Source organism: Streptomyces sp. NPDC058691, assembly GCF_042714775.1.
Lineage (GTDB): Bacteria > Actinomycetota > Actinomycetes > Streptomycetales > Streptomycetaceae > Actinacidiphila.
Window position 1 is genome coordinate 109,004 of the sequence record NZ_JBHXSO010000003.1, and the last position, 22,469, is coordinate 131,472.

General features: G+C 72.8%; 19 protein-coding genes. 8 read left to right on the forward strand and 11 right to left on the reverse strand.

All coding sequences use genetic code 11. The features are described 5' to 3' along the window. Positions 1 to 33: 33 nt before the first annotated feature. The 4 genes from ACFWVC_RS03220 to ACFWVC_RS03235 all read right to left on the reverse strand — a co-directional run bounded on the left by ACFWVC_RS03220 (position 34) and on the right by ACFWVC_RS03235 (position 4,977). Entirely contained in the window at positions 34 to 1,566 is a 1,533-nt protein-coding gene (locus ACFWVC_RS03220; RefSeq protein ID WP_384275489.1) for an NCS1 family nucleobase:cation symporter-1, read from the reverse strand. A 101-nt stretch (positions 1,567 to 1,667) separates the two neighbouring features. Beyond that, a complete protein-coding gene (locus ACFWVC_RS03225) occupies positions 1,668 to 2,687 on the reverse strand; it encodes a TIGR03842 family LLM class F420-dependent oxidoreductase (RefSeq protein ID WP_384275496.1) in 1,020 nt (339 codons plus the stop codon). A 29-nt stretch (positions 2,688 to 2,716) separates the two neighbouring features. Next, complete coding sequence (gene hydA / locus ACFWVC_RS03230) at positions 2,717 to 4,117, reverse strand: dihydropyrimidinase (protein WP_384275501.1); 1,401 nt, start codon at positions 4,115 to 4,117, stop codon at positions 2,717 to 2,719. A 17-nt stretch (positions 4,118 to 4,134) separates the two neighbouring features. Further along, on the reverse strand, positions 4,135 to 4,977 hold the full coding sequence (locus ACFWVC_RS03235; RefSeq protein WP_384275507.1) for a nitrilase-related carbon-nitrogen hydrolase: 843 nt from the start codon (positions 4,975 to 4,977) through the stop codon (positions 4,135 to 4,137). Positions 4,978 to 5,288: 311 nt separating this feature from the next. Here ACFWVC_RS03235 and ACFWVC_RS03240 point away from each other — a divergent pair, with 311 nt between their 5' ends. Both ACFWVC_RS03240 and ACFWVC_RS03245 read left to right on the forward strand, forming a co-directional pair. Then, positions 5,289 to 5,930, forward strand: a complete 642-nt coding sequence (locus ACFWVC_RS03240) for an ArsR/SmtB family transcription factor (RefSeq protein ID WP_384275513.1) — start codon at positions 5,289 to 5,291, stop codon at positions 5,928 to 5,930. A gap of 116 nt (positions 5,931 to 6,046) precedes the next feature. Further along, positions 6,047 to 6,778, forward strand: a complete 732-nt coding sequence (locus ACFWVC_RS03245) for an SRPBCC domain-containing protein (RefSeq protein ID WP_384275517.1) — start codon at positions 6,047 to 6,049, stop codon at positions 6,776 to 6,778. Between the two features lie 92 nt (positions 6,779 to 6,870). On the opposite strand, the gene ACFWVC_RS03250 is transcribed toward ACFWVC_RS03245, so the two are convergent. Beyond that, positions 6,871 to 9,090, reverse strand: a complete 2,220-nt coding sequence (locus ACFWVC_RS03250; RefSeq protein ID WP_384275520.1) for an NADP-dependent isocitrate dehydrogenase — start codon at positions 9,088 to 9,090, stop codon at positions 6,871 to 6,873. A 281-nt stretch (positions 9,091 to 9,371) separates the two neighbouring features. Between ACFWVC_RS03250 and ACFWVC_RS03255 the strand changes: the two genes are divergently transcribed. Together ACFWVC_RS03255 and ACFWVC_RS03260 are read left to right on the forward strand one after the other, a co-directional pair. Further along, positions 9,372 to 10,748: an MFS transporter gene (locus tag ACFWVC_RS03255; RefSeq protein ID WP_384275526.1), complete on the forward strand. Its 1,377-nt coding sequence runs from the start codon at positions 9,372 to 9,374 to the stop codon at positions 10,746 to 10,748. Between the two features lie 113 nt (positions 10,749 to 10,861). After that, positions 10,862 to 11,098: a hypothetical protein gene (locus ACFWVC_RS03260; protein ID WP_384275531.1), complete on the forward strand. Its 237-nt coding sequence runs from the start codon at positions 10,862 to 10,864 to the stop codon at positions 11,096 to 11,098. Here ACFWVC_RS03260 and ACFWVC_RS03265 read toward each other — a convergent pair. The 3 genes from ACFWVC_RS03265 to ACFWVC_RS03275 all read right to left on the reverse strand — a co-directional run bounded on the left by ACFWVC_RS03265 (position 11,089) and on the right by ACFWVC_RS03275 (position 14,449). Further along, positions 11,089 to 12,987, reverse strand: coding sequence for a helix-turn-helix domain-containing protein (locus ACFWVC_RS03265; RefSeq protein ID WP_384276382.1), 1,899 nt, complete (start codon positions 12,985 to 12,987; stop codon positions 11,089 to 11,091). The two genes, ACFWVC_RS03260 and ACFWVC_RS03265, sit on opposite strands and share 10 nt — an antisense overlap. A gap of 96 nt (positions 12,988 to 13,083) precedes the next feature. Beyond that, positions 13,084 to 13,878 carry a 3-hydroxybutyrate dehydrogenase gene (locus ACFWVC_RS03270; RefSeq protein WP_384275538.1) on the reverse strand — a complete coding sequence of 265 codons (795 nt, stop codon included), beginning with the start codon at positions 13,876 to 13,878 and terminating at the stop codon, positions 13,084 to 13,086. 85 nt (positions 13,879 to 13,963) lie between these two features. Next, positions 13,964 to 14,449 carry an NUDIX domain-containing protein gene (locus ACFWVC_RS03275; protein WP_384275546.1) on the reverse strand — a complete coding sequence of 162 codons (486 nt, stop codon included), beginning with the start codon at positions 14,447 to 14,449 and terminating at the stop codon, positions 13,964 to 13,966. Between the two features lie 174 nt (positions 14,450 to 14,623). Here ACFWVC_RS03275 and ACFWVC_RS03280 point away from each other — a divergent pair, with 174 nt between their 5' ends. From ACFWVC_RS03280 to ACFWVC_RS03290, 3 genes are all read left to right on the forward strand, one after another. Continuing rightward, complete coding sequence (locus ACFWVC_RS03280) at positions 14,624 to 15,709, forward strand: O-antigen ligase family protein (RefSeq protein ID WP_384275553.1); 1,086 nt, start codon at positions 14,624 to 14,626, stop codon at positions 15,707 to 15,709. 218 nt (positions 15,710 to 15,927) lie between these two features. Further along, positions 15,928 to 16,977 carry a LacI family DNA-binding transcriptional regulator gene (locus ACFWVC_RS03285; protein ID WP_384275558.1) on the forward strand — a complete coding sequence of 350 codons (1,050 nt, stop codon included), beginning with the start codon at positions 15,928 to 15,930 and terminating at the stop codon, positions 16,975 to 16,977. Between the two features lie 77 nt (positions 16,978 to 17,054). Then, a complete protein-coding gene (locus ACFWVC_RS03290; RefSeq protein ID WP_384275564.1) occupies positions 17,055 to 18,446 on the forward strand; it encodes a GH1 family beta-glucosidase in 1,392 nt (463 codons plus the stop codon). A gap of 61 nt (positions 18,447 to 18,507) precedes the next feature. Here the strand turns inward: ACFWVC_RS03290 and ACFWVC_RS03295 are convergent, their stop codons facing one another. Together ACFWVC_RS03295 and ACFWVC_RS03300 are read right to left on the reverse strand one after the other, a co-directional pair. Continuing rightward, positions 18,508 to 19,035, reverse strand: a complete 528-nt coding sequence (locus ACFWVC_RS03295) for a hypothetical protein (RefSeq protein ID WP_384275571.1) — start codon at positions 19,033 to 19,035, stop codon at positions 18,508 to 18,510. 66 nt (positions 19,036 to 19,101) lie between these two features. After that, positions 19,102 to 19,902, reverse strand: coding sequence for a glutamate racemase (locus ACFWVC_RS03300; protein WP_384275577.1), 801 nt, complete (start codon positions 19,900 to 19,902; stop codon positions 19,102 to 19,104). 59 nt (positions 19,903 to 19,961) lie between these two features. Between ACFWVC_RS03300 and ACFWVC_RS03305 the strand changes: the two genes are divergently transcribed. Continuing rightward, entirely contained in the window at positions 19,962 to 21,188 is a 1,227-nt protein-coding gene (locus ACFWVC_RS03305) for a glycosyltransferase (RefSeq protein WP_384275584.1), read from the forward strand. Here the strand turns inward: ACFWVC_RS03305 and ACFWVC_RS03310 are convergent. Then, a complete protein-coding gene (locus tag ACFWVC_RS03310) occupies positions 21,161 to 22,276 on the reverse strand; it encodes a glycosyltransferase (RefSeq protein WP_384275589.1) in 1,116 nt (371 codons plus the stop codon). The two genes, ACFWVC_RS03305 and ACFWVC_RS03310, sit on opposite strands and share 28 nt — an antisense overlap. Positions 22,277 to 22,469: the final 193 nt, after the last annotated feature.

Here is a 22,469-nt window from a genome sequence, read left to right on the forward strand (position 1 = left end):
GCCGGGCCGGGCCCCGCGTGCGGGCGGCCGGGGTCAGTTCCTGCGATCCGGGGCGAGCCGGGTCAGCAGGAGGTAGACGATCAGGGAGGCGGCAAGCCCCACGGCCCAGCCGTAGTCGGCGAGCGGCTTGAGGAAGGGGATCATCCCGTCGACGGGGAACGGCCCCTGCTTGACGCCCTTCGCGTCGAGCCCGGAGTGCGAGCCGCCGATGGCGAGGACGCCGCCGACCGCGAACGCCACCACTGCCCGCCAGTTCCAGCCGCCGTCGTACCAGTAGCGGCCCTCCGCCCGGTACAGGTCGGCGAGTTCGAGCCGGGTACGGCGGACGATCCAGTAGTCGGCGATGAGGATGCCGGCCACGGTGCCGAGCAGACCGCCGACCGTGCCGAGCCAGGTGAAGATGTACGCCTGCGGGCTCGCCAGCAGCTTCCAGGGGAAGATGACCACGCCCACGACCGCGGTGATCAGCGCGCCGGTGCGGAAACTGATCCTGCGCGGCGCGATGTTGGACAGGTCGAAGGCGGGCGAGACCACGTTGGCCGCGATGTTCACCGACAAGGTGGCCACCAGGACCGTGATGAGCGCGAAGAGCACCCCGGCCCAGTTGTCCAGCTTGGCCGCCAGCGCCACCGGGTCCCAGATGGGCTCCCCGTAGACGGCCTGCGAGCCCGAGGTGACCAGCACCGAGAGCAGTGCGAACAGCGTCATCGTGGTGGGCAGGCCCAGGGACTGGCCCCACAGCTGGGCGCGCTGGCCGGCGGCATAGCGGGTGAAGTCGGGGATGTTGAGGGACAGCGTCGACCAGAAGCCGATCATGCCCATGAGCGCGGGGAAGAAGACCTTCCAGAAGCCGGATCCCCAGCCGAGCGAGGAGGGCTGGTCGAGCAGCGGGCCGAAGCCGCCGGCCTTGACGCTCATCCAGATCAGCAGGGCGATGGCGCCGACGATGACGAAGGGAGCCGCCCAGTTCTCGAACCGCCGGACCGTCTCCATGCCGCGCACGATGATCGCGACCTGCAGGATCCAGAAGATGACGAACGACAGCCACTGCGTCCACGGGTAGCCCCCGATGTGGCCGGCGGTCGCCCATCCGTCGCCGAACAGCTTCCCGGCCAGCAGGAAGATGCCGGAACCGCCGATCCACGTCTGGATGCCGAACCAGACGCAGGCCACCGCCGCCCGCACCAGGGCCGGCAGGTTCGCGCCCCGGACGCCGAACGAGGCGCGGGCGAAGACGGGGAAGGGGATGCCGTACTTGGGCCCGGCGTGGCCGGTGAGCAGCATCGGCACCAGCACGATGATGTTGGCCAGGGCGATGGTGAACACCGCCTGCTTCCAGTCCATGCCGAGCGCGACCAGGCCGGAGGCCAGCGTCCAGGAGGCGACGTTGTGGGCCATGCCGACCCACAGCGCGGTGAAGTTGTACGTGGTCCACTTGCGTTGGGCCAGCGGGACCGGCAGCAGGTCCTCGTTGGCGTACGGGCCGGACGGGATCGCGTCGGGCGCGAGCTCGACGCGGCCTTCGGCCCCGGTTCTTCCGGCGGGCGGTGGAGCGGTGGCTGTCATGGCAGCAGCCCCTTCGTTCGAGACGCGGACGGGGATCGAACGCTTGCCGTGCGGGTGGCGGTGGGGGGATGCGGGGGGGGGATGCGGGAGGCCTGTCCGGGTCAGCCGCTGACGGCGGGGATCACCGTCGAGCCGTAGACGTCGATGACCGACTCCTTGGTGTCCTGCATGTCGTAGAGCGCGAACTGGTCGACGCCCAGGGCCTTGAGGGCGGTCAGCTTCTCGATGTGCTGCTCCGCGGTGCCGATCAGGCAGAAGCGGTCGACTATCTCGTCGGGGACGAAGGCCGTGTCGGGGTTCCCGGCGCGGCCGTGGTGGGCGTAGTCGTACCCCTGACGGGCCGTGATGTAATCCGTCAGCTCCTCGGGGACCGCGCTGGAGGCCTGACCGTACTTGGCGACGAGGTCGGCGACGTGGTTGCCGACCATGCCGCCGAACCAGCGGCACTGCTCACGGGCGTGGGCCAGCGCCTGCGGGGAGTCGTCCTCGGTGACGTACGCCGGGGCGGCGACGCAGATCCGCACGTCCCCCGGGTCGCGGCCGGCCCGCTCCGCCGCGTCCTTGACGGTCTTGACCATCCATTCGGTGAGGTAGACGTCGGCGAGCTGGAGGATGAAGCCGTCGGCCTTCTCCCCGGTCATGGCAAGGGCCTTGGGCCCGTAGGCGGCCATCCACACGGGGAGGCTCGCGCCCTCCTTCACCCATGGCAGGCGCACGGGCGTCCCGCCGAGGTCGGCCTCGCGGCCCTCGGCGAGCTCGCGGATGACGTGCATGGCCTCCTCGATGCGGGCGAGGGTGTTGGGTTTGCGGCCCGCCACCCGCATCGCCGAGTCACCGCGGCCGATGCCGCAGATCACCCGGTTGCCGAACATGTCCGCGAGCGTGGCGAACGTGGACGCGGTCACCTCCCACGTCCGCGTCCCCGGATTGGTGACCATCGGGCCCACGATCAGCCGCTCGGTCTGCGCCAGGATCTGGCTGTAGATGACGAACGGCTCCTGCCACAGCACCGCCGAGTCGAAGGTCCAGCCGTAGGTGAAGCCGTTGCGCTCGGCACGCTTCATCAGCTCCACGACGCCCGAGGCGGGCGGGTCCGTCTGCAGGACGAGACCGAAATCCATAGCACTGCTCCCTGGGTGGCTGGGCGGGGCTAGACGAGGTACTGGCAGGTCGCGCGGGTCTGGTAACGGCCGTGGCCGGCCCGGCCCAGGTAGCGGTCCTGGTCGATGATCACGGTGCCGCGGGACAGGACGGTGCGGGTCTTGCCGCGCACCCGCTTGCCCTCGTAGGCCGAGTAGTCGACGTTCATGTGGTGCGTCTCGGCCGACATGACCTGCTCGGCCGCCGGGTCGTAGATCACGATGTCCGCATCCGCACCCGGCGCGATCGTCCCCTTGCGCGGATACAACCCGAACATCCGAGCCGGAGCAGCACACGCGATCTCGATCCACCGCCGCCGGCTGATGTGCCCGTCCACCACCGCCTGATGCAGCAGATCCATCCGGTTCTCCACCCCCGGCAGCCCGTTCGGAATCTTCGAGAAGTCCCCCCGGCCCAAATCCTTCTGCCCCACGAAGCAGAACGGGCAGTGATCCGTGGACACCACCTGGAGATCGTTGGTCCGCAACCCCCGCCACAACGCCGCCTGATGCTCCTTCGGCCGCAACGGCGTCGAGCACACGTACTTCGCCCCCTCGAAGTCCGGCTCCGCGAGATTGTCCGTCGACAGGAACAGATACTGCGGACACGTCTCACCGAAGACGTTCAGGCCGCGGTCGCGTGCCGCCGCCAGTTCGGCGACCGCCGACTCGGCCGACACGTGCACCACGTACAACGGCGAACCGGCCACCTCCGCCAGCTTGATGGCGCGGTGCGTGGCCTCGGCCTCCAGCAACTCCCGCCGCACCTCGCCGTGGTACCGGGGGTCGGTCTTCCCGGCGGCCAGCGCCTGCTCGACCAGCACGTCGATGGCGATCCCGTTCTCCGCGTGCATCATGATCAGGCCGCCGTTGTCGGCGCCGCGCTGCATGGCGCGCAGGATGCGGCCGTCATCGCTGTAGAACACCCCCGGATAGGCCATGAACAGCTTGAAGGAGGTCACGCCCTCCTCGACCAGGATGTCCATCTCCTTGAGGCTGTCCTCGGTGACGTCGGACATGATCATGTGGAACGCGTAGTCGACGGCGCAGTTGCCCTCGGCCTTCGCGTGCCAGGTGTCGAGCCCGGCGCGCAGCGACTCGCCGACCGACTGCACGGCGAAGTCCACGATCGTGGTGGTCCCACCCCAGGCGGCGGCCCGGGTGCCGGTCTCGAAGGTGTCCGAGGCATGGGTACCGCCGAAGGGCAGCTCCATGTGGGTGTGCGCGTCGACGCCGCCGGGGATGACGTACGTCCCGGTCGCGTCGATCACGGTGTCCGCCGTCCAGCCCTCGGCCGCGGTGCTGCCGGTGGCGGCCAGGGCGACGATCCGCTCGTCCTCGACGAGCACGTCGGCGTGGGTCTCCTCGGCGGCGGTGACGACCAGTCCGCCGCGGATCAGAATCCGGCTCATGTCTTCCGTCCCTCCCCTCAGGCCTCGGTCAGCGGGCCGTAGGCGTCGGGTCGGCGGTCCCGGTAGAAGGCCCACTGCTGCCGGACCTCCTCGATCTGCCCGAAGTCCAGGTCGCGCACGACCAGTTCCTCCTCCTTGTCCGAGGCCACGTCGCCGACGAACTGTCCGCGCGGGTCGACGAAGTAGGAAGTGCCGTAGAAGTCGTTGTCGCCGTACTCCTCCTGGCCGACACGGTTGATCGCGGCCACGAAGTACTCGTTGGCGACGGCGGCGGCCGGCTGCTCCAACTGCCAGAGGTAGGCCGACAGTCCGCGCGAGGTCGCGGAGGGGTTGTAGACGAGTTCGGCGCCCGCGAGGCCGAGCGCGCGCCAGCCCTCGGGGAAGTGCCGGTCGTAGCAGATGTAGACGCCGACCTTGCCGACCGCGGTGTCGAAGACAGGCCAGCCGAGGTTGCCGGGCTTGAAGTAGAACTTCTCCCAGAAGCCTTTGACCTGCGGAATGTGGTGCTTGCGGTACTTGCCGAGGTAGGAGCCGTCGGCGTCGATCACGGCCGCGGTGTTGTAGTAGAAGCCCGCCTGCTCGACCTCGTACACCGGCACGACCATGACCAGGTTCAATTCCTTGGCCAGGGCCTGCATGCGCCGCACGGTCGGGCCGTCCGGCACGGGCTCGGCCCAACCGTAGTGCTCCGGTTCCTGGACCTGGCAGAAGTACGGGGCGTTGAACACCTCCTGGAAGCCGATCACCTGCGCCCCCTGGGCGGCGGCCTCACGGGCGTACCGCTCGTGCAGGTCGATCATCGATTCCTTGTCGCCGGTCCACCTGGTCTGCACGAGCGCTGCGCGCACAACTCGACTCATCGGTCTTCCCTCCGAAATCGCGGCGATGAGCGGCCCCGGAGACCGGCTCCGGGCCGCTTGACGGCTGACATTAGGAGCCGGGGGACGCGGGGAGCAGTACCACGCTGTAACGCGATGGGGGGCCGCGCGTTCCGCCGCGTCACCTGCGCGGACGCCGATCAGAGCGATGTCAGGGGCGCTCGCCCGCCCGGTGAAATCGGCGTTTCGTCCCCGCCTCCGGGGTTACCGGCCGGTGTCGCGGGCCGCACTCGCCGGCATCCGACAAGACGACGAGTCTGGACAAAAATATTCGTCGGTGAGAGTCTGGGGCCATGTTGGACGTGACCGTGATCGAGGACTCCGCGGCGGCCGCCGCCTCCCTGGACCCCGTACGGGCCCGGCTCCTGGCCGAGCTCGCCGGGGGCCCCGCGTCGGCGACGATGCTCGCCGCGCGGGTCGGGCTGCCGCGGCAGAAGGTGAACTACCACCTCAGGGCGCTGGAGTCGCACGGACTGGTGGAGCTGGCCGGGGAACGCCGCAAGGGCAATGTCACCGAGCGGCTGATGCAGGCGACCGCCGCCTCGTACGTCATCTCGCCGCTGGCGCTGGCCGCCGTGCAGCCGGACCCCGGGCGTTTCCGCGACCAGTTGTCCGCGCGCTGGCTGCTGGCCGTCGCCGCCCGCCTGGTGCGCGACGTCGGCACACTGATCACCGGCGCGGCCAAGGCCCGCAAGCGGCTGGCGACCTACGCCCTGGACGGCGAGGTGCGCTTCGCCTCCGCCGCCGACCGGGCCGCCTTCGTGGAGGAGCTGACCCGCGGTGTCAGCGCGCTGATCGCCAAGCACCACGACGCGGACGCCGAGGGCGGCCGCGAGCACCGCATCGTCATCGCTCTCCACCCCACCGTCAAGGACCCCGTACCCGCGCCGGACTCCCCGTCGGAGTCCGCGCCGGCGATCGAGAAGTCGCCGTGAGGAGGCCGGCCCGCCCCGCGCGGCGGGCCGGCCGCGGCGCACACCGCATCCACCGCATCCACCGCATCCACCGCATCGTTTCCGCGCGGCAGCGCGCACGAGGAGAGAGCACCACCATGGGCAAGGAATTCGAGATCGTCCGCGAGTTCGAGGTCGAGGCGGCACCGGAGGAGGTCTGGGAGGCCGTCACCACCGGCTCGGCGGGCTGGCTGTGGCCCCAGGAGTTCGAGCCCCGCCAGGGCGGCGCCGCGCCCTTCGGCGGCGTCCTGACCGTCTGGGACCCGCCGCACCACCTGACCGCCCGCGCGGAGTTCGGCGACGCCGTCGAGAACCAGGTCTTCAACCAGCTCGAGCACGTCATCGAGGCGCGCGAGGGCGGCGGTTCCCTGGTGCGCTACGTGCACAGCGGCATCTTCGTGGACGACTGGGACAACCAGTACGACGGCGCGAGCAAGCACACCGACTTCTACCTGCACACCCTGCGCCAGTATCTGACGCACTTCGCGGGCCGCCCCGCCGCCTTCGCGACCGTGAACGGCCCCGGTGCCTCCACCGCGCCGGACGCCTTGGAGGCCGTCAGCCGCGCGCTCGGCGTCCCGGACGACGCCGCCGAGGGCGCCGGGATCCGCCTGCGACTGCCCGGCGCGGCGGCCCCCGTGGACGCCGTCGTGGACTTCCGCAACCCGTACTTCGTCGGCGTGCGCACCGCCGACGCCATGTACCGGGTCTTCGGCCGCAACCACTTCGGCGCGCCGGTCGGCGTCAGCGTGCACGACTTCTCCGGCGGCGCCGACGGCAAGGAGGCCGGGGAGCGCTGGCAGCGCTGGCTCGACGGCGTCTTCGCCTGACGCGCGCCGGAGCCGTCGCAGGGACGAATGACGAAACCGCCCCGGCTGGAGTTCCAGCCGGGGCGGTTCGCGTCGTGCGGGCAGCGGCCGGGTCAGCCGAGGATCGCCAGCGCCTCGTTGAGGGTGGCCGACGGGCGCATGACGGCCGAGGCCTTCACCGCGTCGGGCTGGTAGTAGCCGCCGATGTCGGCCGGGGAGCCCTGGACGGCGATGAGCTCGCCGACGATGGTCTCCTCCTGCTCGGCCAGTGTCTGGGCGAGCGGGGCGAAGGCCTTGGCCAGCTCCGGGTCGTCCGTCTGCCGCGCCAGCTCCTGGGCCCAGTACAGGGCCAGGTAGAAGTGGCTGCCGCGGTTGTCGATGCCGCCGAGCTTGCGGCTGGGCGACTTGTCCTCGTTGAGGAAGGTGCCGGTGGCGCGGTCGAGGGTGTCGGCCAGGATCTGGGCGCGGGCGTTGCCCGTGGTGGTCGCCAGGTGCTCGAAGCTGACGGCGAGGGCCAGGAACTCGCCCAGGCTGTCCCAGCGAAGGTAGTTCTCCTTGACCAGCTGCTGCACGTGCTTGGGCGCGGAGCCGCCGGCGCCGGTCTCGAACAGGCCGCCGCCGTTCATCAGCGGGACGACCGACAGCATCTTGGCGCTGGTGCCCAGCTCCAGGATCGGGAAGAGGTCGGTCAGGTAGTCGCGCAGCACGTTGCCGGTGACGGAGATCGTGTTCTCGCCGCGGCGGATGCGGTCGAGGGAGAACTTGATCGCCTCCACCGGGGACTTGATCTCGATCTGCAGGCCCTCGGTGTCGTGCTCCGTCAGGTACTGCTTCACCTTGACGATGAGGTTCGCGTCGTGGGCGCGCTCCTCGTCCAGCCAGAACACCGCCGGGTCGCCGGTCGCGCGGGCGCGGGTGACGGCGAGCTTGACCCAGTCCTTGATCGGCGCGTCCTTGGTCTGGCAGGCGCGGAAGATGTCGCCCGCGGAGACGGCCTGCTCCAGCACGACGTTGCCGGCCCGGTCGACCAGGCGGACGGTGCCGGTGTGCTGGATCTCGAAGGTCTTGTCGTGGCTGCCGTACTCCTCGGCCTTCTGCGCCATCAGGCCGACGTTGGGCACCGAGCCCATGGTGGCCGGGTCGAAGGCCCCGTGCGCGCGGCAGTCGTCCAGGACGGCCTGGTAGATGCCGGCGTAGCTGCTGTCCGGGAGCACCGCGAGGGTGTCGGCCTCCTGGCCGTCCGGGCCCCACATGTGGCCGGAGGTGCGGATCATGGCCGGCATCGAGGCGTCGACGATGACGTCGCTCGGGACGTGCAGGTTGGTGATGCCGCGGTCGGAGTCGACCATCGCCAGGGCCGGGCCCTCGGCGAGCTCGGCCTCGAAGGACGCCTTGATCGCCGCGCCCTCGGGAAGGGCCTCGACACCCTTGAGGATGCCGCCCAGGCCGTCGTTCGGGGTCAGGCCGGCGGCCGCGAAGGCCTCGCCGTACTGCGCGAAGGTCTTGGGGAAGAAGGCGCGCACCACGTGGCCGAAGACGATCGGGTCGGAGACCTTCATCATCGTGGCCTTCAGGTGCACGGAGAACAGCACGTCCTCGGCCTTGGCGCGGGCGACCTGCTCGCCCAGGAACTCGCGGAGCACCGCGACGCGCATGACGGAGGCGTCCACGACCTCGCCCGCCAGGACCGGCACCGACTCGCGCAGCACCGTGGTGGTGCCGTCGTCGCCGACCAGCTCAATGCGCAGGGAGCCGTCCTCGGCGATGACCGCGGACTTCTCGGTCGACCGGAAGTCGTCGCCGGTCATGTGCGCGACATTGGTCTTGGAGTCGGCCGACCAGGCGCCCATACGGTGCGGGTGCGCCTTGGCGTAGTTCTTGACCGACGCGGGGGCGCGGCGGTCGGAGTTGCCCTCGCGCAGGACCGGGTTGACGGCGCTGCCCTTGATCTTGTCGTAGCGGGCGCGGACGTCCTTGTCCTCGTCGGACTTCGCATCGTCCGGGTAGTCCGGCAGCGCGTAGCCCTGCTCCTGCAGCTCCGCGATAGCGGCCTTCAGCTGCGGGATCGAGGCCGAGACGTTCGGCAGCTTGATGATGTTGGCCGCGGGGGTCTTGGCCAGCTCACCGAGCTCGGCGAGGGCGTCGGGAATGCGCTGACCCTCCTCCAGGTACTCGGGGAAGCTGGCGATGATCCGGCCGGCCAGGGAGATGTCGCGGGTCTCCACGGCGACTCCGGCCGTGGAGGCGTACGCCTGGATCACGGGCAGGAACGAGTACGTCGCCAGCGCCGGCGCCTCGTCGGTGTGCGTATAGATGATGGTCGAGTCAGTCACCGGGTGCTCCGCTCCACGTCTGCAACATTGCAACATTGCTCGACATCAAGATATCTCGTGCCCGCGCCCCTCTCGACGGGACCCTGCCCGCGGCGGCGTCGCCCGCCGCCCGGGCTCCGCCGATGACCCCTTTCCGCCCCCCGGCCACCGCCCGGCCGTGGTGGTCGCGCGGATATCAGGCACGTTAACTATGGTGTCCCACCACATGGGCCGGTGACCTGCGTCTTTCTACGTTGTGCCGACACGGAAACGTCCCCGACAACCGCCTGGAAGTGGTGCACATGGCTTCCCCCGCAACCGCTCCCCCACCGCCGGCCGGCCTCCGGCGGATCGTCGCCGCGAGCCTGATCGGCACGACCATCGAGTGGTACGACTTCTTCCTCTACGGGTCCGCCGCCGCCCTCGTCTTCAACAAGCTGTTCTTCCCCGGCTCGGATCCGCTGGTCGGCACGCTCCTGTCGTTCCTCACGTATGCGGTGGGCTTCGCCGCGCGGCCCATCGGCGCGCTGGTCTTCGGACACTATGGGGACCGCCTCGGACGCAAGCGCCTGCTGGTGCTCAGCCTGCTGCTCATGGGCGGCGCGACCTTCTGCATCGGCCTGCTGCCGACCCACGCCACCCTCGGCTCGGCCGCTCCCGTGCTGCTCACCGCGCTGCGCCTGGTGCAGGGATTCGCGCTCGGCGGCGAGTGGGGCGGCGCGGTACTGCTGGTGTCGGAGCACGGGGACGCCCGACGGCGTGGCTTCTGGGCCTCCTGGCCGCAGACCGGCGCGCCCGCGGGTCAGCTCCTGGCCACCGGTGTGCTGTCCGCGCTGACCGCTCTGCTCTCGGATGCCGCCTTCACCTCCTGGGGCTGGCGCGTGCCCTTCCTGCTGTCCGGCGTCCTGGTCCTGGTCGGCCTGTGGATCCGGCTCTCCGTGGACGAGTCCCCGGTCTTCAAGGAGGCCCTCGCACGGGCCGATGCCCGCAAGACCGAGACCGCGGCGGTGGAGCGGATGCCGCTGGTCGCCGTGCTGCGCGACCACTGGCGCGACGTGCTGGTGGCGATGGGCGCGCGGATGGCCGAGAACATCAGCTACTACGTGATCACGGCCTTCGTCCTGGTGTACGCCACCACACAGGCGGGCCTGGGCAAGCAGACCGCGCTCAACGCCGTACTCATCGCCTCCGCCGTGCACTTCGCGGTGATCCCGGCCTGGGGCGCCCTGTCGGACCGGATCGGCCGCAAACCGGTCTACCTGCTGGGCGCGGCCGGGGTGGGCCTGTGGGCGTTCCCCTTCTTCGCCCTCATCGACACCAAGAGCTTCCCGGCGCTGCTGCTGGCCGTGACGGTCGGCCTGGTCATGCACGGCGCCATGTACGCGCCCCAGGCCGCCTTCTTCTCCGAGATGTTCGCGACCCGGATGCGCTACTCCGGCGCCTCGATCGGCGCCCAGTTCGCCTCGGTCGCGGCCGGCGCGCCGGCGCCGCTCATCGCGACGGCGCTGCTCGCCGACTACGGCAACTCGACCCCGATCGCCCTGTACGTGATCCTCGCGGCCGTCATCACACTGGTCGCGGTCTCCGTCGCCAAGGAGACCCGCGGCCGCGACCTCGCGGCCGTCGAACCGGAGGTCGCGGACGAGGCACCCCTCGCCCGGTCGGCCCCGGCGAGCTGAGGCCGCCCGGGCCGGACGTGCACGGGCCGGCACAGACCCCGCCACCGTTGTCGGTGGCGGGGTCTACTGTTGTGACCGTGAGTGACGGCGGGTGACACGGAGGGCGGACGGGGGTGCTGCACCATGTGGAGTTGTGGGTGCCCGACATCGGGCGGGCGGGTGCCGAATGGGGCTGGCTGCTGGAGGAGATGGGCTACCGGCCGTACCAGGAGTGGCCCGCGGGCCGCAGTTGGCGGCTGCTGTTCCCCGACCGGCAGCCGTACGCGGGCGGGGAGGGGCACTGCGCCGCGTATCTGGAGAACGGCGACGGCTTCGAGGTGGAGCTGGTCGTGGCCGTGGATCAGTCCTGACCCGAGGAGAGGCGGTGCAGGCGCAGCGCGAGCTGGATCTCCAACGCGCGGTCCGGTGACTGCCAGTCGGGGCCGAGGAGCTGGGATATCCGTTCCAGACGCTGGGCGACGGTGTTGACGTGCACGTGCAGGGCGTCCTTGGTGCGCACCGGGCTCATGCCACTGGAGAAGTAGGCGTCGAGGGTGCGGACGAGCTCCGTGCCGCGGCGCACGTCGTAGTCCGCGACGGTGCCGATGGTGCGGTGGACGAAGCCGTCGACGTCCCGGGCGTCGGTGAGCAGCAGGCCGAGGAATCCGAAATCGGCCCCGGCCGCGCCCTCGCCCGCGCGGCCGAGGGCCCGCAGGGCATCACCGCAGCGCTGGGCTTCGGCGTAGGCGAGTGCCACGGATCCGGGGCGGCCGGCCGGCGCGGCGACGGGGCTGGAGGCGCCCACGGTGACGGCGGCCTGGACGGCGGTGCCGAGTTGGCGGGCGATGCGGCGCGCCGTGGACGAGGCGTCCGCGTCCGGTTCGGCGGGCAGCAGCAGCACGGTGCCACCGTCCCGCGCCGCCGCCAGGCCGCGGTGGGTGGCCGCGATGTGGGAGGCGGCGGACCACAGGCGGAGCCGGTCGGAGCTGCCGTCGGTCTCGTCGTCGATGCGCGCGGCCAGCACGATGTGCGGGGCGTCCAGGTCGGCGCGGAGCCGGCCGGCGCGTTCCCGCAGCAACCGCGGGTCGCGGTGCGGGGCGTCGAGCAGGTCGTCCAGCAGTTCGCCGCGGAAGCGCTGCTCGGCCTCGGCGGCGTTGCGGCGGGCGAGCAGCAGCAGGGAGGTCACCATCGCGGCCCGCTCCAGGGTGCGTTGGTCGACGGGGTCGAGCTCGGGGTGGCCCCGCAGGAGCAGTGCGCCGAGGAGTTCACCGCCCGCGGTGACGGCGGCGGCCCAGGTGCCGCCCTGACGGACCGCGCGGCCGTCCTTGCGGGAGCGGGCGACGGCGTCGGCCAACTCGTCCGGGATGGGCTCGTGGTCGTGTCCGGCCACGCGGACCGTTCCGGCGAGCACTTGGGCCACCGCGCGTGCCACATCGTCCACGTCGCCGCCGCGCAGCACGAGTTCGGTCAGCCGGTCGTGCACCTCGGAGGCACGCTCCAGCGCCGCGCTGTGGGTACGGATGGTCTCGTTCGCCGCGCCCAGGTCGGCGAGGGCCGAGCGGGTCTCCTCCAGGAGGTTGGCCGTGTCGATGGCGACGGCCGCGAGCGAGGCGAGCGAGGCCAGCAGGGCGATCTGCTCCCGTTCGAAGACACGGGCCCGCCGGTCGGCCGCGTACAGCACGCCGATGACCCCGGTCCCGAGCACGAGGGGCACCCCGAGGATCGCGACCAGGCCCTCGTCGTGCACCGCCGAGTCGATCGGCGAGGTGTGGCAGAAGCGTTCGTCGTCGAAGTAGGACTCGGTGACGTAGGGCATGGCGGTCTGGGCGACCAGCCCGCCGAGCCCCTCCCCCATGCCGAGCCGCACGCGCTGGAAGCGCGCGGAGACCGATCCCTCGGTGACCCGCATATAGGTGTCGCCGACCTTGCGGTCGATCAGGCTCAGATAGGCCACGTCCGTGCCGAGCAGGGAGCGGGCGCGCTGCACGATGGCCTGCAGCACGGAGTCCAGGTCGCGCAGGCCCGCGAGGTCGCCGGCCGTCTCGAAGAGCGCCGAGAGCTCGGCCTCGCGCCGCCGTCTGCCCTCCAGTTCGGCGCGCACCCGCAGCGCCAGCATTTTGGCCTGCTCCAGCTCGGCGAGCGCGGCGGGCGCTGCGCCCTCGGCACGGGCGGCCAGCAGCGGGCGCTCGTACTCGTCCGCCGGGGCACCCCGGGCCAGCAGCCGCAGGTACGGCGCGTCGGCGGGTCCGTACGGAGGCATGGGTCCGTGGGTGTCCTCGTGGTCGTCCCGGGCGGGTGGGCCCTGGCGGTCGGACGGGTCGTCGTGGTCGGGCACGGTGTCAGGGATACCGGCAGATCAATGCGCCGTCCATCCTCCGTCCATGGTCAGGGAGGCGCCGGTGACGAAGGAGGCCTGCGGGGAGCAGAGGTAGGCGGCCATCTCGGCGACCTCTTCCGGCTCCACCAGCCGCTTCACGGCGGAGTCCGCGAGCATGATCTCGCCGACCACCCGCTCGGGGGCGATGCCGTGCGCGGCCGCCTGGTCGGCGATCTGCCGCTCGACCAGCGGGGTGCGCACATAGCCGGGGCACACGCAGTTGGAGGTCACGCCGTGCGCGGCGCCTTCGAGGGCGGCGGTCTTCGAGAGCCCTTCGAGGCCGTGCTTGGCCGCGACATAGGCGCTCTTGTAGGGCGAGGCGCGCAGCCCGTGCACGGAGGAGATGTTCACGATCCGGCCCCAGCCCTGGCCGTACATGTGCGGCAGCGCGCCGCGGAGGAGCCGGAACGGGGCCTCCAGCATCACGCGCAGTACGGTGGAGAACACCTCCGGCGGGAAGTCCTCGATGGGCCGGACCAGTTGCAGCCCGGCGTTGTTGACGAGGATGTCGGTGCCGGCCGCGGCGTGCTCGGCGGCGTCGAGGTCGGTGAGGTCCAGCGTGAGCGCCTCGACCGTGCCGGGCCGGCCGTCGGCCGCGGCCCGTTCGACGAGGGCGGCAAGGCCCTCGGCGTCACGGTCCACGGCGCGCACCTTGGCGCCCGCGGCGGCCAGTCGCAGCACGCACGCGCCGCCGATGCCGCCCGCGGCACCGGTGACCAGAGCGGTGCGGCCGCCCAGGTCGAGGACGCCCGGCTGGGGGGTGGAGTCCGTCATGGCCATGAGGCTAGGCAACGGCGGCTCCCGTACCGATGTGGGCAACGCCCACAGTCGTGTACGTGCAGGTGGGCGGCGCCCACACTCACTCTTCCGGCGGCCCCGCAGGCTCGAACCAGGTGGGGCCGTCGGCAAGCGCGTGCTTGAGGCGCAGCCGGCCGTGGCCGCCGAGCTCCGGCAGCCCGTCCACGTCGAACCAGGCGACTTCCAGCGACTCGTCGTCCGCCACGTGGGCCTCGCCGCCCACGGCGCGGCAGCGCAGGGTGATGTCCACGTACTGGCAGCGGTCGCCGTTGGGATAGCGCACCGGCGCGATCGTCTGCACCAGGACGACGCGTTCGGCGACCGCCCGGACCCCGGTCTCCTCCAGCACCTCCCGGACGGCGGTCTCGGCGGGCTGCTCACCGGGTTCGCTGATGCCGCCGATCAGGGACCAGCGGCCGTTGTCGGCACGGCGGTTGAGCAGAACGCGGTTGTGGTCGTCGAAGACGACCGCCGTGACACCGGGCAGCAGCAGCTGCCGGTGGCCGACGACGGCGCGCAGCTCACGGAGGAATTCGGGAATCGGCACGTCCACGAGCCTACGTGCTCGCGTGGATCATGTCCGCCGCGGCGGCCGGACCGCGTCGGGTGCCACGGTGTTACCGCACGACATATCCACACCACCACGTCACAGCGGTTACCGTGAGCCCGGGGGTGCCCGGGGGTTCCCCGCCCGCGCGGGGTGGCGTCAGGGGGTTCGAGGGTGAACACGACAACGGGCGACGCGGCCGGCATCGCCGGCGACGACGCCCCGCCCGACAGCCCGCGACCCGGCCGCACCGACGCCGTCGGCGCGGCACTCCTGGTCGCGAGTGCGGTGTGGGCGCTGGTCTCGGCGGCCGGCCGTCCCGCCCGGCCCGAGGGCGTCCTGCTCGCGGTGCTCGCCGTCGCCGCCGGATTCGCGGCCGGACGGATCGGCGGGGCCCTGCGGCCGGTCGCCGTACCCGCGACGGCGGCGGTGGGCGCGGTCGCGCTGACGCTGCTCCTGCCCGGACGCCTGTCGCACGGTCCGCAGCCCCCGCCACTGGGTTACGCCAACGCCGACGCCGCTCTCATGGTGCTGGCGACCGGTGCCGCATGCTGTGCCGCCTGGGCCGCCCGCTCGGGCCCGCTACGGATCGGCCTGCGGCTGCTCGGCGTCCTGGCGGCGTTTGTCGCCCTCGGCCTCGGATCGGCGGCGGGGTTCGCCGCCTCGCTCGGCGTGCTCCTGTGCTCCCTCGCCGCGGACCGCACGCCGCGGCTGGTGGGGCTCGCCGGGCTGGCGCTGGCCACCGCCGTTGCGGTCGGCGGCACTTGTGCGGTCGCCGTGGACGCCCTGCCGCCGGGACTCTCCGCCTCCCTGTCCGGGCGGCTCACGCCCGCCCGCGTCGAGCTCTGGCACGACGCCCTGCACATCGCCGAGGCCAGCCCGCTGCGCGGTGTCGGCCCCGGACGGTTCGAGGAGGTGGCGGACACCGGGGAAGCACCGCTGGCCGACCTCCCCTCCGTCGGCGCGAAACCCCCGCCCGCCACCCTCCAGCTCGCCGCGGAGCAGGGTGCCCCCGGCGTCGCCCTTCTCGCCGCCTCCTACGCCTGGCTGCTGTGGGCCCTGCGCCGCTCGCCCCGCACCACGCCCGTCGTCCTCACCGCCGCGGCCGCGCTCACCGGCCTCGCCATGCAGTCCGCCGTCGACCACGTCCTCAGCTTCGCCGCCGTCACCGCCGGTGCGGGCCTCCTCGCCGGCCTCGCCACCTCCCGCCCCACCCGCGACGGCCCGCCGGCGGGCTCCGCGCCGCGGCGAAGGGCATGACGCGGATCTCCTCCGCCCCCGGACCGGCAGCGGCACTGGGCTGAGGGACGGACTAAGGGACCGGACAGTCCCCGGGCCGGCGACCGGAAGTGCCACCCCGCTGCCGGCACTTGCCGCGGATCGGGGCGGCGGCCTACGATCATGGCCGCGTTTTCGAATCGATTCGACAACCGGCTTCGACGACGCAGTCGCGCACGCTCGCCGCCGAGAGGAGCCGCATGGCCACGATCAAGGACGTCGCGGAGCGCGCGGGGGTCGCGCCGAGCACCGTGTCGTACGTCCTGAGCGGGTCCCGCAAGATCTCCGAGGACACGCGCCGCGCCGTGCGGCAGGCGATCGACGAGCTGGGGTACCACCCGCGCGCGAGCGCTCGGACGCTGCGCAGCACGCGGACGCAGGTGCTGGCCCTCGCGCTGCCGCGGGTCGCCGGGGGCTACCGGGCGGTCGACGGGCGCTTCGCCATCGGCATCAGCGACGCGGCCCGCGCGCACGGGTACGACGTCCTGCTGACGACCGCGCGGGAGGGCGTCCCCGGGCTGCGCCGGATCGCGGGCGGACGGCAGGCGGACGCCGCGATCCTCATGGCGGTCGAGATGGAGGACCCCCGTATCGACGCGCTGCGCGAACTCGCCTTCCCCACGGCCCTGCTGGGCCGGTCGGCCGACGACTCGCAGCCGTGGACCGACCTGGACTGGGAGGCCGCGACCGCCCTGGCGGTCCGGACGGTCGTGGCGGCCGGGCATCGCGACGTGGCCTTCCTCGCGACCACCGACCACGAACTCCGGGCCCGGCGCGGTTACGCGGTCCGCGGGGTGGCCGGCGCCCGCAAGGCCGCCGCGCGGACGGGGGCGCTGGTCACGGTCCGTGAGTCGACCGGCGACATGCCCCGTCTGCCGCAGCTGCTCCGCGCCCTGCTCTGCGGCGAACGGCCGCCGACCGCGCTGGTCGTGCAGCACGTCGCCGCGTTGCCGCACATCCTGGCCGCCGTCAGCGCCGAGGGGCTGCGCGTCCCGGAGGACCTGTCGGTCGTCGCGGTCGGCAACCTCCCCGACGACGTCGGCGGACGTGAACTGCCGCGCATCGAACTGCCCGTGGAGGAGATGTCCGCCGAGGTCGTGCGCCTGGCCGTGGAGACGGTCGGCGCTCATGCGCGAGGCGTGCCGCCCGGCCCCGCGGCCGCCGGCCGGCTGATCGCCCCCGTCCTGCTCTCGCGGGAGCGCGTCGCGCCGCCCCGCCCGTGTCCGCTTCCGCGGGCCGCCCGGAACTGAACCAACTGAACCACCGATCCGCACCCACCGTCACACCGCACCCGCACCCGCAGCACCGAGCCGAGGGAGCCCCACTCGTGCCCACCGAACTCCCGTCCTTCCCGCCCGGATTCCTCTTCGGCGCCGCGACCGCGGCGTACCAGATCGAGGGCGCCCACGACGAGGACGGCCGCGGGCCGTCCATCTGGGACACCTTCAGCCACACCCCCGGCCGCACGGCCGGCGGCGCCACCGGTGACGTCGCGTGCGACCACTACCACCGCCACTCCGAGGACGTCGCGCTCCTCGCGGGGCTCGGCGTCGACTCCTACCGCTTCTCCGTCGCCTGGTCGCGCGTGCTGCCCGAGGGCCGAGGGCAGATCAACGCCAAGGGCCTGGACTTCTACGACCGTCTCACCGACGACCTGCTCGCGGCCGGCATCTCCCCCGCCGTCACCCTCTACCACTGGGACCTGCCCCAGGCCCTGGAGGACGAAGGCGGCTGGCGCAGCCGCGCGACCGCCGAGCACTTCGCCGTGTACGCGGGGATCGTCGCCGAACGGCTCGGGGACCGCGTCGGGCGCTGGATCACCCTCAACGAGCCCTACTGCTCGGCGTTCGTCGGCTACGCCGAGGGGCGGCACGCCCCCGGCGCGCGCGAGGGCACGGGCGCGCTGGCCGCCGCCCACCATCTGCTGCTCGGCCACGGCCTCGCGGTACCGGCCCTGCGCGCCGCGGGAGCGCGTGAGATCGGCATCACCCTCAACCTCGACCGTATCGAGGCCGCGAGCGACTCCGCGGCCGACCAGGGCGCGCTGCGCCGTGCCGTGACCCTGCACAACGACACATGGACCGAGCCGCTGTTCGCCGGCCGCTACCCGGCGGGCGAGGCGGAGACGTGGGGCGCGCTCGCCGACGGTTCGTACCGCCGTGAGGGCGACCTCCAGGTCATCGGCGCCCCGCTGGACTTCGTGGGCCTGAACTTCTACCGTCCGCTCACCGTCGAGGACGCACCGCACCGCGAGGCCGACCCGGCGCGGCGCACCGCGGTCGACATCGGCGTGCGCGAGACCGATCCGTACGGAACGCGCCACACCACCATGGGCTGGCCGGTGGTGCCGGAGGCGTTCACCGCGCTCCTGCTGGAACTGCGCGACCGCTACCCGTCACTGCCCCCCGCGCTGATCACCGAGAACGGTTCGGCCGAGGCCGACGTCCGTTCCGCCGACGGCAGCGTCGACGATCCCGACCGGGTGGCGTACCTGCGCGACCACCTCCACGCGCTGGGCGCCGCGATCGACGCGGGCGTGGACATACGCGGTTACTACGTCTGGTCGCTGCTGGACAACTTCGAGTGGGCCCGCGGGTACGGGCAGCGCTTCGGCATCGTCCACGTCGACTACGACAACGGCGCCGAGCGGATCCCCAAGTCCAGTTACGCCTGGTACCGCGACCTGATCGCCGCCCACCGCGCACGGGCCGCGAAGTAGTCCCCGCGGGCACCGAGGAGCGCTGGGCCACCAGGGTGAACCCGTGGGCGGGGTCGCCCGTCTACGGGCGCAGGCCCAGCCGGGTGCGGATGGCCCGGACGGCGCCCTCGGCGTCGTCCACGGTGACGGTGAAGTGCCTCCCGTTGCCCAGGTCGATCACGACACCGGGTCCGCGCCGGACGACGACCGCCGTGCCCTGCTCGGGCCGCCAGCGGTAACCCCAGCCGCCCCAGTGCCGGGGGCTCACCAGGGGTGCGAGGTGGGCGTCGTTGATCTCGTCCCACGGGATGCTGCGGCGCGGCACGCCGATGTGCCCGCAGCGCACCTGGAGTCCGTCCCGGTCCACCTTCACGCGCACATGAGTGAACGCGACGGTGCCGAACAGCACCAGGAGCCCTGCCGCGATGCAGCCCACCACCGACATGATCAGCGGCGCGGCGCCCGAGGTGTACGCGGAGTCCACTGCGAGTTCGATGCCCAGCGCCATGCAGGCAGCGCCCACGCCCGCCAGCAGCCACTGGAAACGGTTGCTGGCACGACCCGTCCACACCTGGGGCGTACGCGCGTCGTCACGCTGCGCGTCCGTCATGTGAGCAGGGTACTCATCCGCGCCGCGAATGGCAGCCGTGCGAACGGGACCGGGGACGGTGGGCCGTCAGAGGACGGGCGCCGCGCCGGACGCGGCGGCGGAGGAGGCGGCATCCGCGAGGTACCGTCCCTCCGCGTAGGCCAGGGCCTGCGGCGTGAAGGCGCCCGGCCGGCCGCTGAGGATGACCGCGAGCCCGCCGGTCGGCGCGTCGGCCGGGGCGGGCGCTGCACCGATCCGCCGCAGTGTCTGCGCGGCGACGGCGTCGGCCGAGCCGAACAGCGGGGCCGTGGTGTCCAGGGCCGCCCGGATGCGGTCGGCGACGAGTTCGTAGTGGGTGCAGCCCAGCACGACGGCCTCGGCGTCGGCGGGGGTGAGCGCCGCCGCTGCGGCGATCGCGGCGGCGGTGGCCGCCTCGTCGGCCCGGTCCACCGCGTCGGCGAGACCGGGGCAGGGCACCTCCGTGACGGTCGCGCCGTTGCCGAAGTCCCGGATCAGGTCGCGCTGATAACGGCTGCCGGTGGTCGCCGGGGTCGCCCAGATCGCGACGGTGCGGGCCGCGGCGGCCGCGGGCTTGATCGCGGGCACGGTGCCGATGACCGGGATCGAGGGCTCCAGTTCGGCGCGGAGCGCGGGCAGTGCGTGCACGCTCGCGGTGTTGCAGGCGACGATCAGCGCGTCGGGGCCGTGCGCCGCGGCCGCGCGCGCGCAGGCCAGCGCGTGCTCGGTGACGTCCTCAGGGGTGCGCGGGCCCCAGGGCATGCCGTCGGGGTCGCTGGAGAGAACGAGGTCCGCGTCCGGCCGCATCCGGCGGAGCGCGGCGGCCGCGGCGAGCAGCCCGATTCCGGAGTCCATCAGCGCGATCTTCACGGGGCACCACTTTACGTGATCCGATTGTCGGCCTGGCGGGCGCTGAGGTACCCCGGGAAATGCCGCGCAGGTGGGGGCCGTGGCGGCAGACTGCGGGGGTGACGTGGCTGACGTGGGCGACCGTGGTGTCGCTGCTGGCATGGCTGTGGCTGCTGCTGGCGCAGGGGATGTTCTGGCGGACGGACGTACGGCTGCCTCCACTCCCCCCGGCGGACGCCGGCGGCCCCGGGGGATGGCCGGACGTGACCGTCGTCGTACCGGCGCGGGACGAGGCCGGGGTGCTGCCGCTCAGCCTGCCGAGCGTGCTGGGGCAGCGGTATCCCGGCCGCGCCGAGGTGGTGCTCGTGGACGACGGCAGTACGGACGGCACCGGTGAGCTCGCGAAGCGGCTGGCGGAGGAGACGGGCGGACTGCCGCTGCGGGTGGTCTCGCCCGGCCCGCCGCCCCCCGGGTGGACGGGCAAGCTGTGGGCGGTCCGGCACGGCATCGAGGTGGCGGGGCAGTCGGCCGTGGCTCCGGAGTTCCTGCTGCTCACGGACGCCGACATCGCTCACGCCCCCGACTCGCTGCGCCACTTGACGGCCGCGGCGCGGGCGCACGGGCTCGACATGGTGTCGCAGATGGCGCGGCTGCGCGTGGCCACCGGGTGGGAGCGGCTGATCGTGCCCGCCTTCGTCTACTTCTTCGCCCAGCTCTATCCGTTCCGCCGGGTGAACCGCGATCGGTCCGGGACCGCGGCGGCGGCGGGCGGCTGCGTGCTGATCCGCCGGACGGCCGTCGAGCGGGCCGGGGTCCCGGACGCGATCCGGCACGCGGTGATCGACGACGTGGCACTGGCCCGCGCGGTCAAGGGCAGTGGCGGCCGGATCTGGCTCGGGCTGGCCGACGAGGTGGACAGCGTCCGCCCCTACCCGGGCCTGTCCGAGTTGTGGCGCATGGTCTCGCGCAGCGCGTACGCCCAACTGCGGCACAGCACGGCCCTGCTCACGGGCACGGTGCTGGGGTTGCTGCTGATCTACGTCCTGCCCCCGGTCGCCGCCCTCGGCGGGGCGCTGGCGGGGGCGTGGTGGCTGTGCGCCGCCGGGGCTGCGGCGTGGGCCGTGATGTCCGGTACCTATGTGCCGATGCTGCGGTATTACCGGCAGCCGTTGTGGCTCGCCCCTCTGCTGCCGTTCACGGCGGTGCTCTATCTGCTGATGACGGTCGACTCGGCCGTGCAGCACTACCGGGGGCGCGGGGCGGCCTGGAAGGGCCGCACCTATGCGCGGCCGGACGCCTCGGCGTAGGCGACGGCCAGGCGGGCCCCGACAGCGGCGGTGCCGAACCGGCGCAGGGTGCGGTCGGCGAGGGCGGCGGGCTGGTGCCGGGGCAGCGCGGCGGCGGCCTCCACCAAGGCGTGCGCGAAGGCGGCGGGGTCCCCTGGGGCCACGAGGAAACCCCCGTCGTGGCCGACGAGTTCGGGCAGGGCACCGGTCCGCGTGCCCACCACGAGGGTGCCGCAGCCCAGGGCGTCCAGGGCGCGCAGGCAGAAGCTCTCGGCATCGCTGGCAACCGCGTAGAGGTCGGCGTGGGCGACCGCGTGCAGGGCCTCGGCACGGCCGCGCGCCCGGCGCACGGTGACGGCGGAGGCCGCCCCGCATCGGCGCAGGAGACCCCGCAGCTCGGCGGGGACCTCCGCGCGCCCCTCCGCGATGATGTCCAGCCGCAGCCGTGGGTCCTTCAGCCGGGCGGCGGCGAAGGCGTGGACCAGCGTCTCCCAGCCCTCGTGCGGCCCGAAGCTCCCCGCCGCCGCTATCCGCACCGGGTCCTGGCTGATCCGGGCCCGGGCCGGGACGCGGGGCAGTGTCTCGGGGCCGACGGGATGCGGCACGACGCGGTGGCGCCCCGGCATCCGCTGCTCGCCGAGGCGCAGGAGCAGGGCGTCGCTGACCGCGAGTACCGAGGCGGCCTCCCGGTAGGCCCGGGCCCGCCCGCGCCGCATCCGCGAGGGGCTGTCGAACCAGCGGACGTCGTCCTCGCTGAGCACGTAGGGCAGGCGCACCGCGCGCGCTACCCACGGCAAGAGGTCGTCGGCTCCGGGGACATGGCCGTGGAGGACGTCGACGCGACCGCACTCGGCCGTCTCGTGCCGCAGCACACCCCCGATCCGCCCGACCGTGACGCGGCGTGCGGCAAGGCCCCCCAGGGGAAGGGCGACCTGGTAGTGGTGGGGCCGTTCAGGATCGCGGCCGGCATAGGGGAGCCCGGGCACGGCGGGGAGGGTCAGCTCCCGGACCGCGACCACGTCCACGACCTCGGCGACGGAAGCCGCGGCCTTGTGCCACTCCTCCGGCCTTGCGGGACGTGCCTGCCCGAAGAACATGGCGACGCGCATGGCCCACTGTGGCACACCGGGCGCCGGGCCCGGGGGAGTTCGCCGGAGTCACCCGAAGGGCTTGACAGCTCCCCCGTGCGGGTGAGCTGTTGGACCAATGAGTGGCCGTTCCGTCACGCAGGGCAATGAGCGGAAACGCTTGCGGAAAAGGCGGGGAGGGCCGCCCGCACCGCCGTCAGAACAACCGGTAACA

Coding starts and splice junctions, on each gene's coding strand:
- ACFWVC_RS03265 (WP_384276382.1), bottom strand. CDS start 12,987: ATGCCTCCGTACGGACCCGCCGACGCGCCGTACCTGCGGCTGCTGGCC.
- ACFWVC_RS03255 (WP_384275526.1), top strand. CDS start 9,372: ATGGCTTCCCCCGCAACCGCTCCCCCACCGCCGGCCGGCCTCCGGCGG.
- hydA (WP_384275501.1), bottom strand. CDS start 4,117: ATGAGCCGGATTCTGATCCGCGGCGGACTGGTCGTCACCGCCGCCGAG.
- ACFWVC_RS03305 (WP_384275584.1), top strand. CDS start 19,962: ATGCCGCGCAGGTGGGGGCCGTGGCGGCAGACTGCGGGGGTGACGTGG.
- ACFWVC_RS03270 (WP_384275538.1), bottom strand. CDS start 13,878: ATGACGGACTCCACCCCCCAGCCGGGCGTCCTCGACCTGGGCGGCCGC.
- ACFWVC_RS03245 (WP_384275517.1), top strand. CDS start 6,047: ATGGGCAAGGAATTCGAGATCGTCCGCGAGTTCGAGGTCGAGGCGGCA.
- ACFWVC_RS03235 (WP_384275507.1), bottom strand. CDS start 4,977: ATGAGTCGAGTTGTGCGCGCAGCGCTCGTGCAGACCAGGTGGACCGGC.
- ACFWVC_RS03240 (WP_384275513.1), top strand. CDS start 5,289: ATGTTGGACGTGACCGTGATCGAGGACTCCGCGGCGGCCGCCGCCTCC.
- ACFWVC_RS03310 (WP_384275589.1), bottom strand. CDS start 22,276: ATGCGCGTCGCCATGTTCTTCGGGCAGGCACGTCCCGCAAGGCCGGAG.
- ACFWVC_RS03220 (WP_384275489.1), bottom strand. CDS start 1,566: ATGACAGCCACCGCTCCACCGCCCGCCGGAAGAACCGGGGCCGAAGGC.
- ACFWVC_RS03285 (WP_384275558.1), top strand. CDS start 15,928: ATGGCCACGATCAAGGACGTCGCGGAGCGCGCGGGGGTCGCGCCGAGC.
- ACFWVC_RS03295 (WP_384275571.1), bottom strand. CDS start 19,035: ATGACGGACGCGCAGCGTGACGACGCGCGTACGCCCCAGGTGTGGACG.
- ACFWVC_RS03225 (WP_384275496.1), bottom strand. CDS start 2,687: ATGGATTTCGGTCTCGTCCTGCAGACGGACCCGCCCGCCTCGGGCGTC.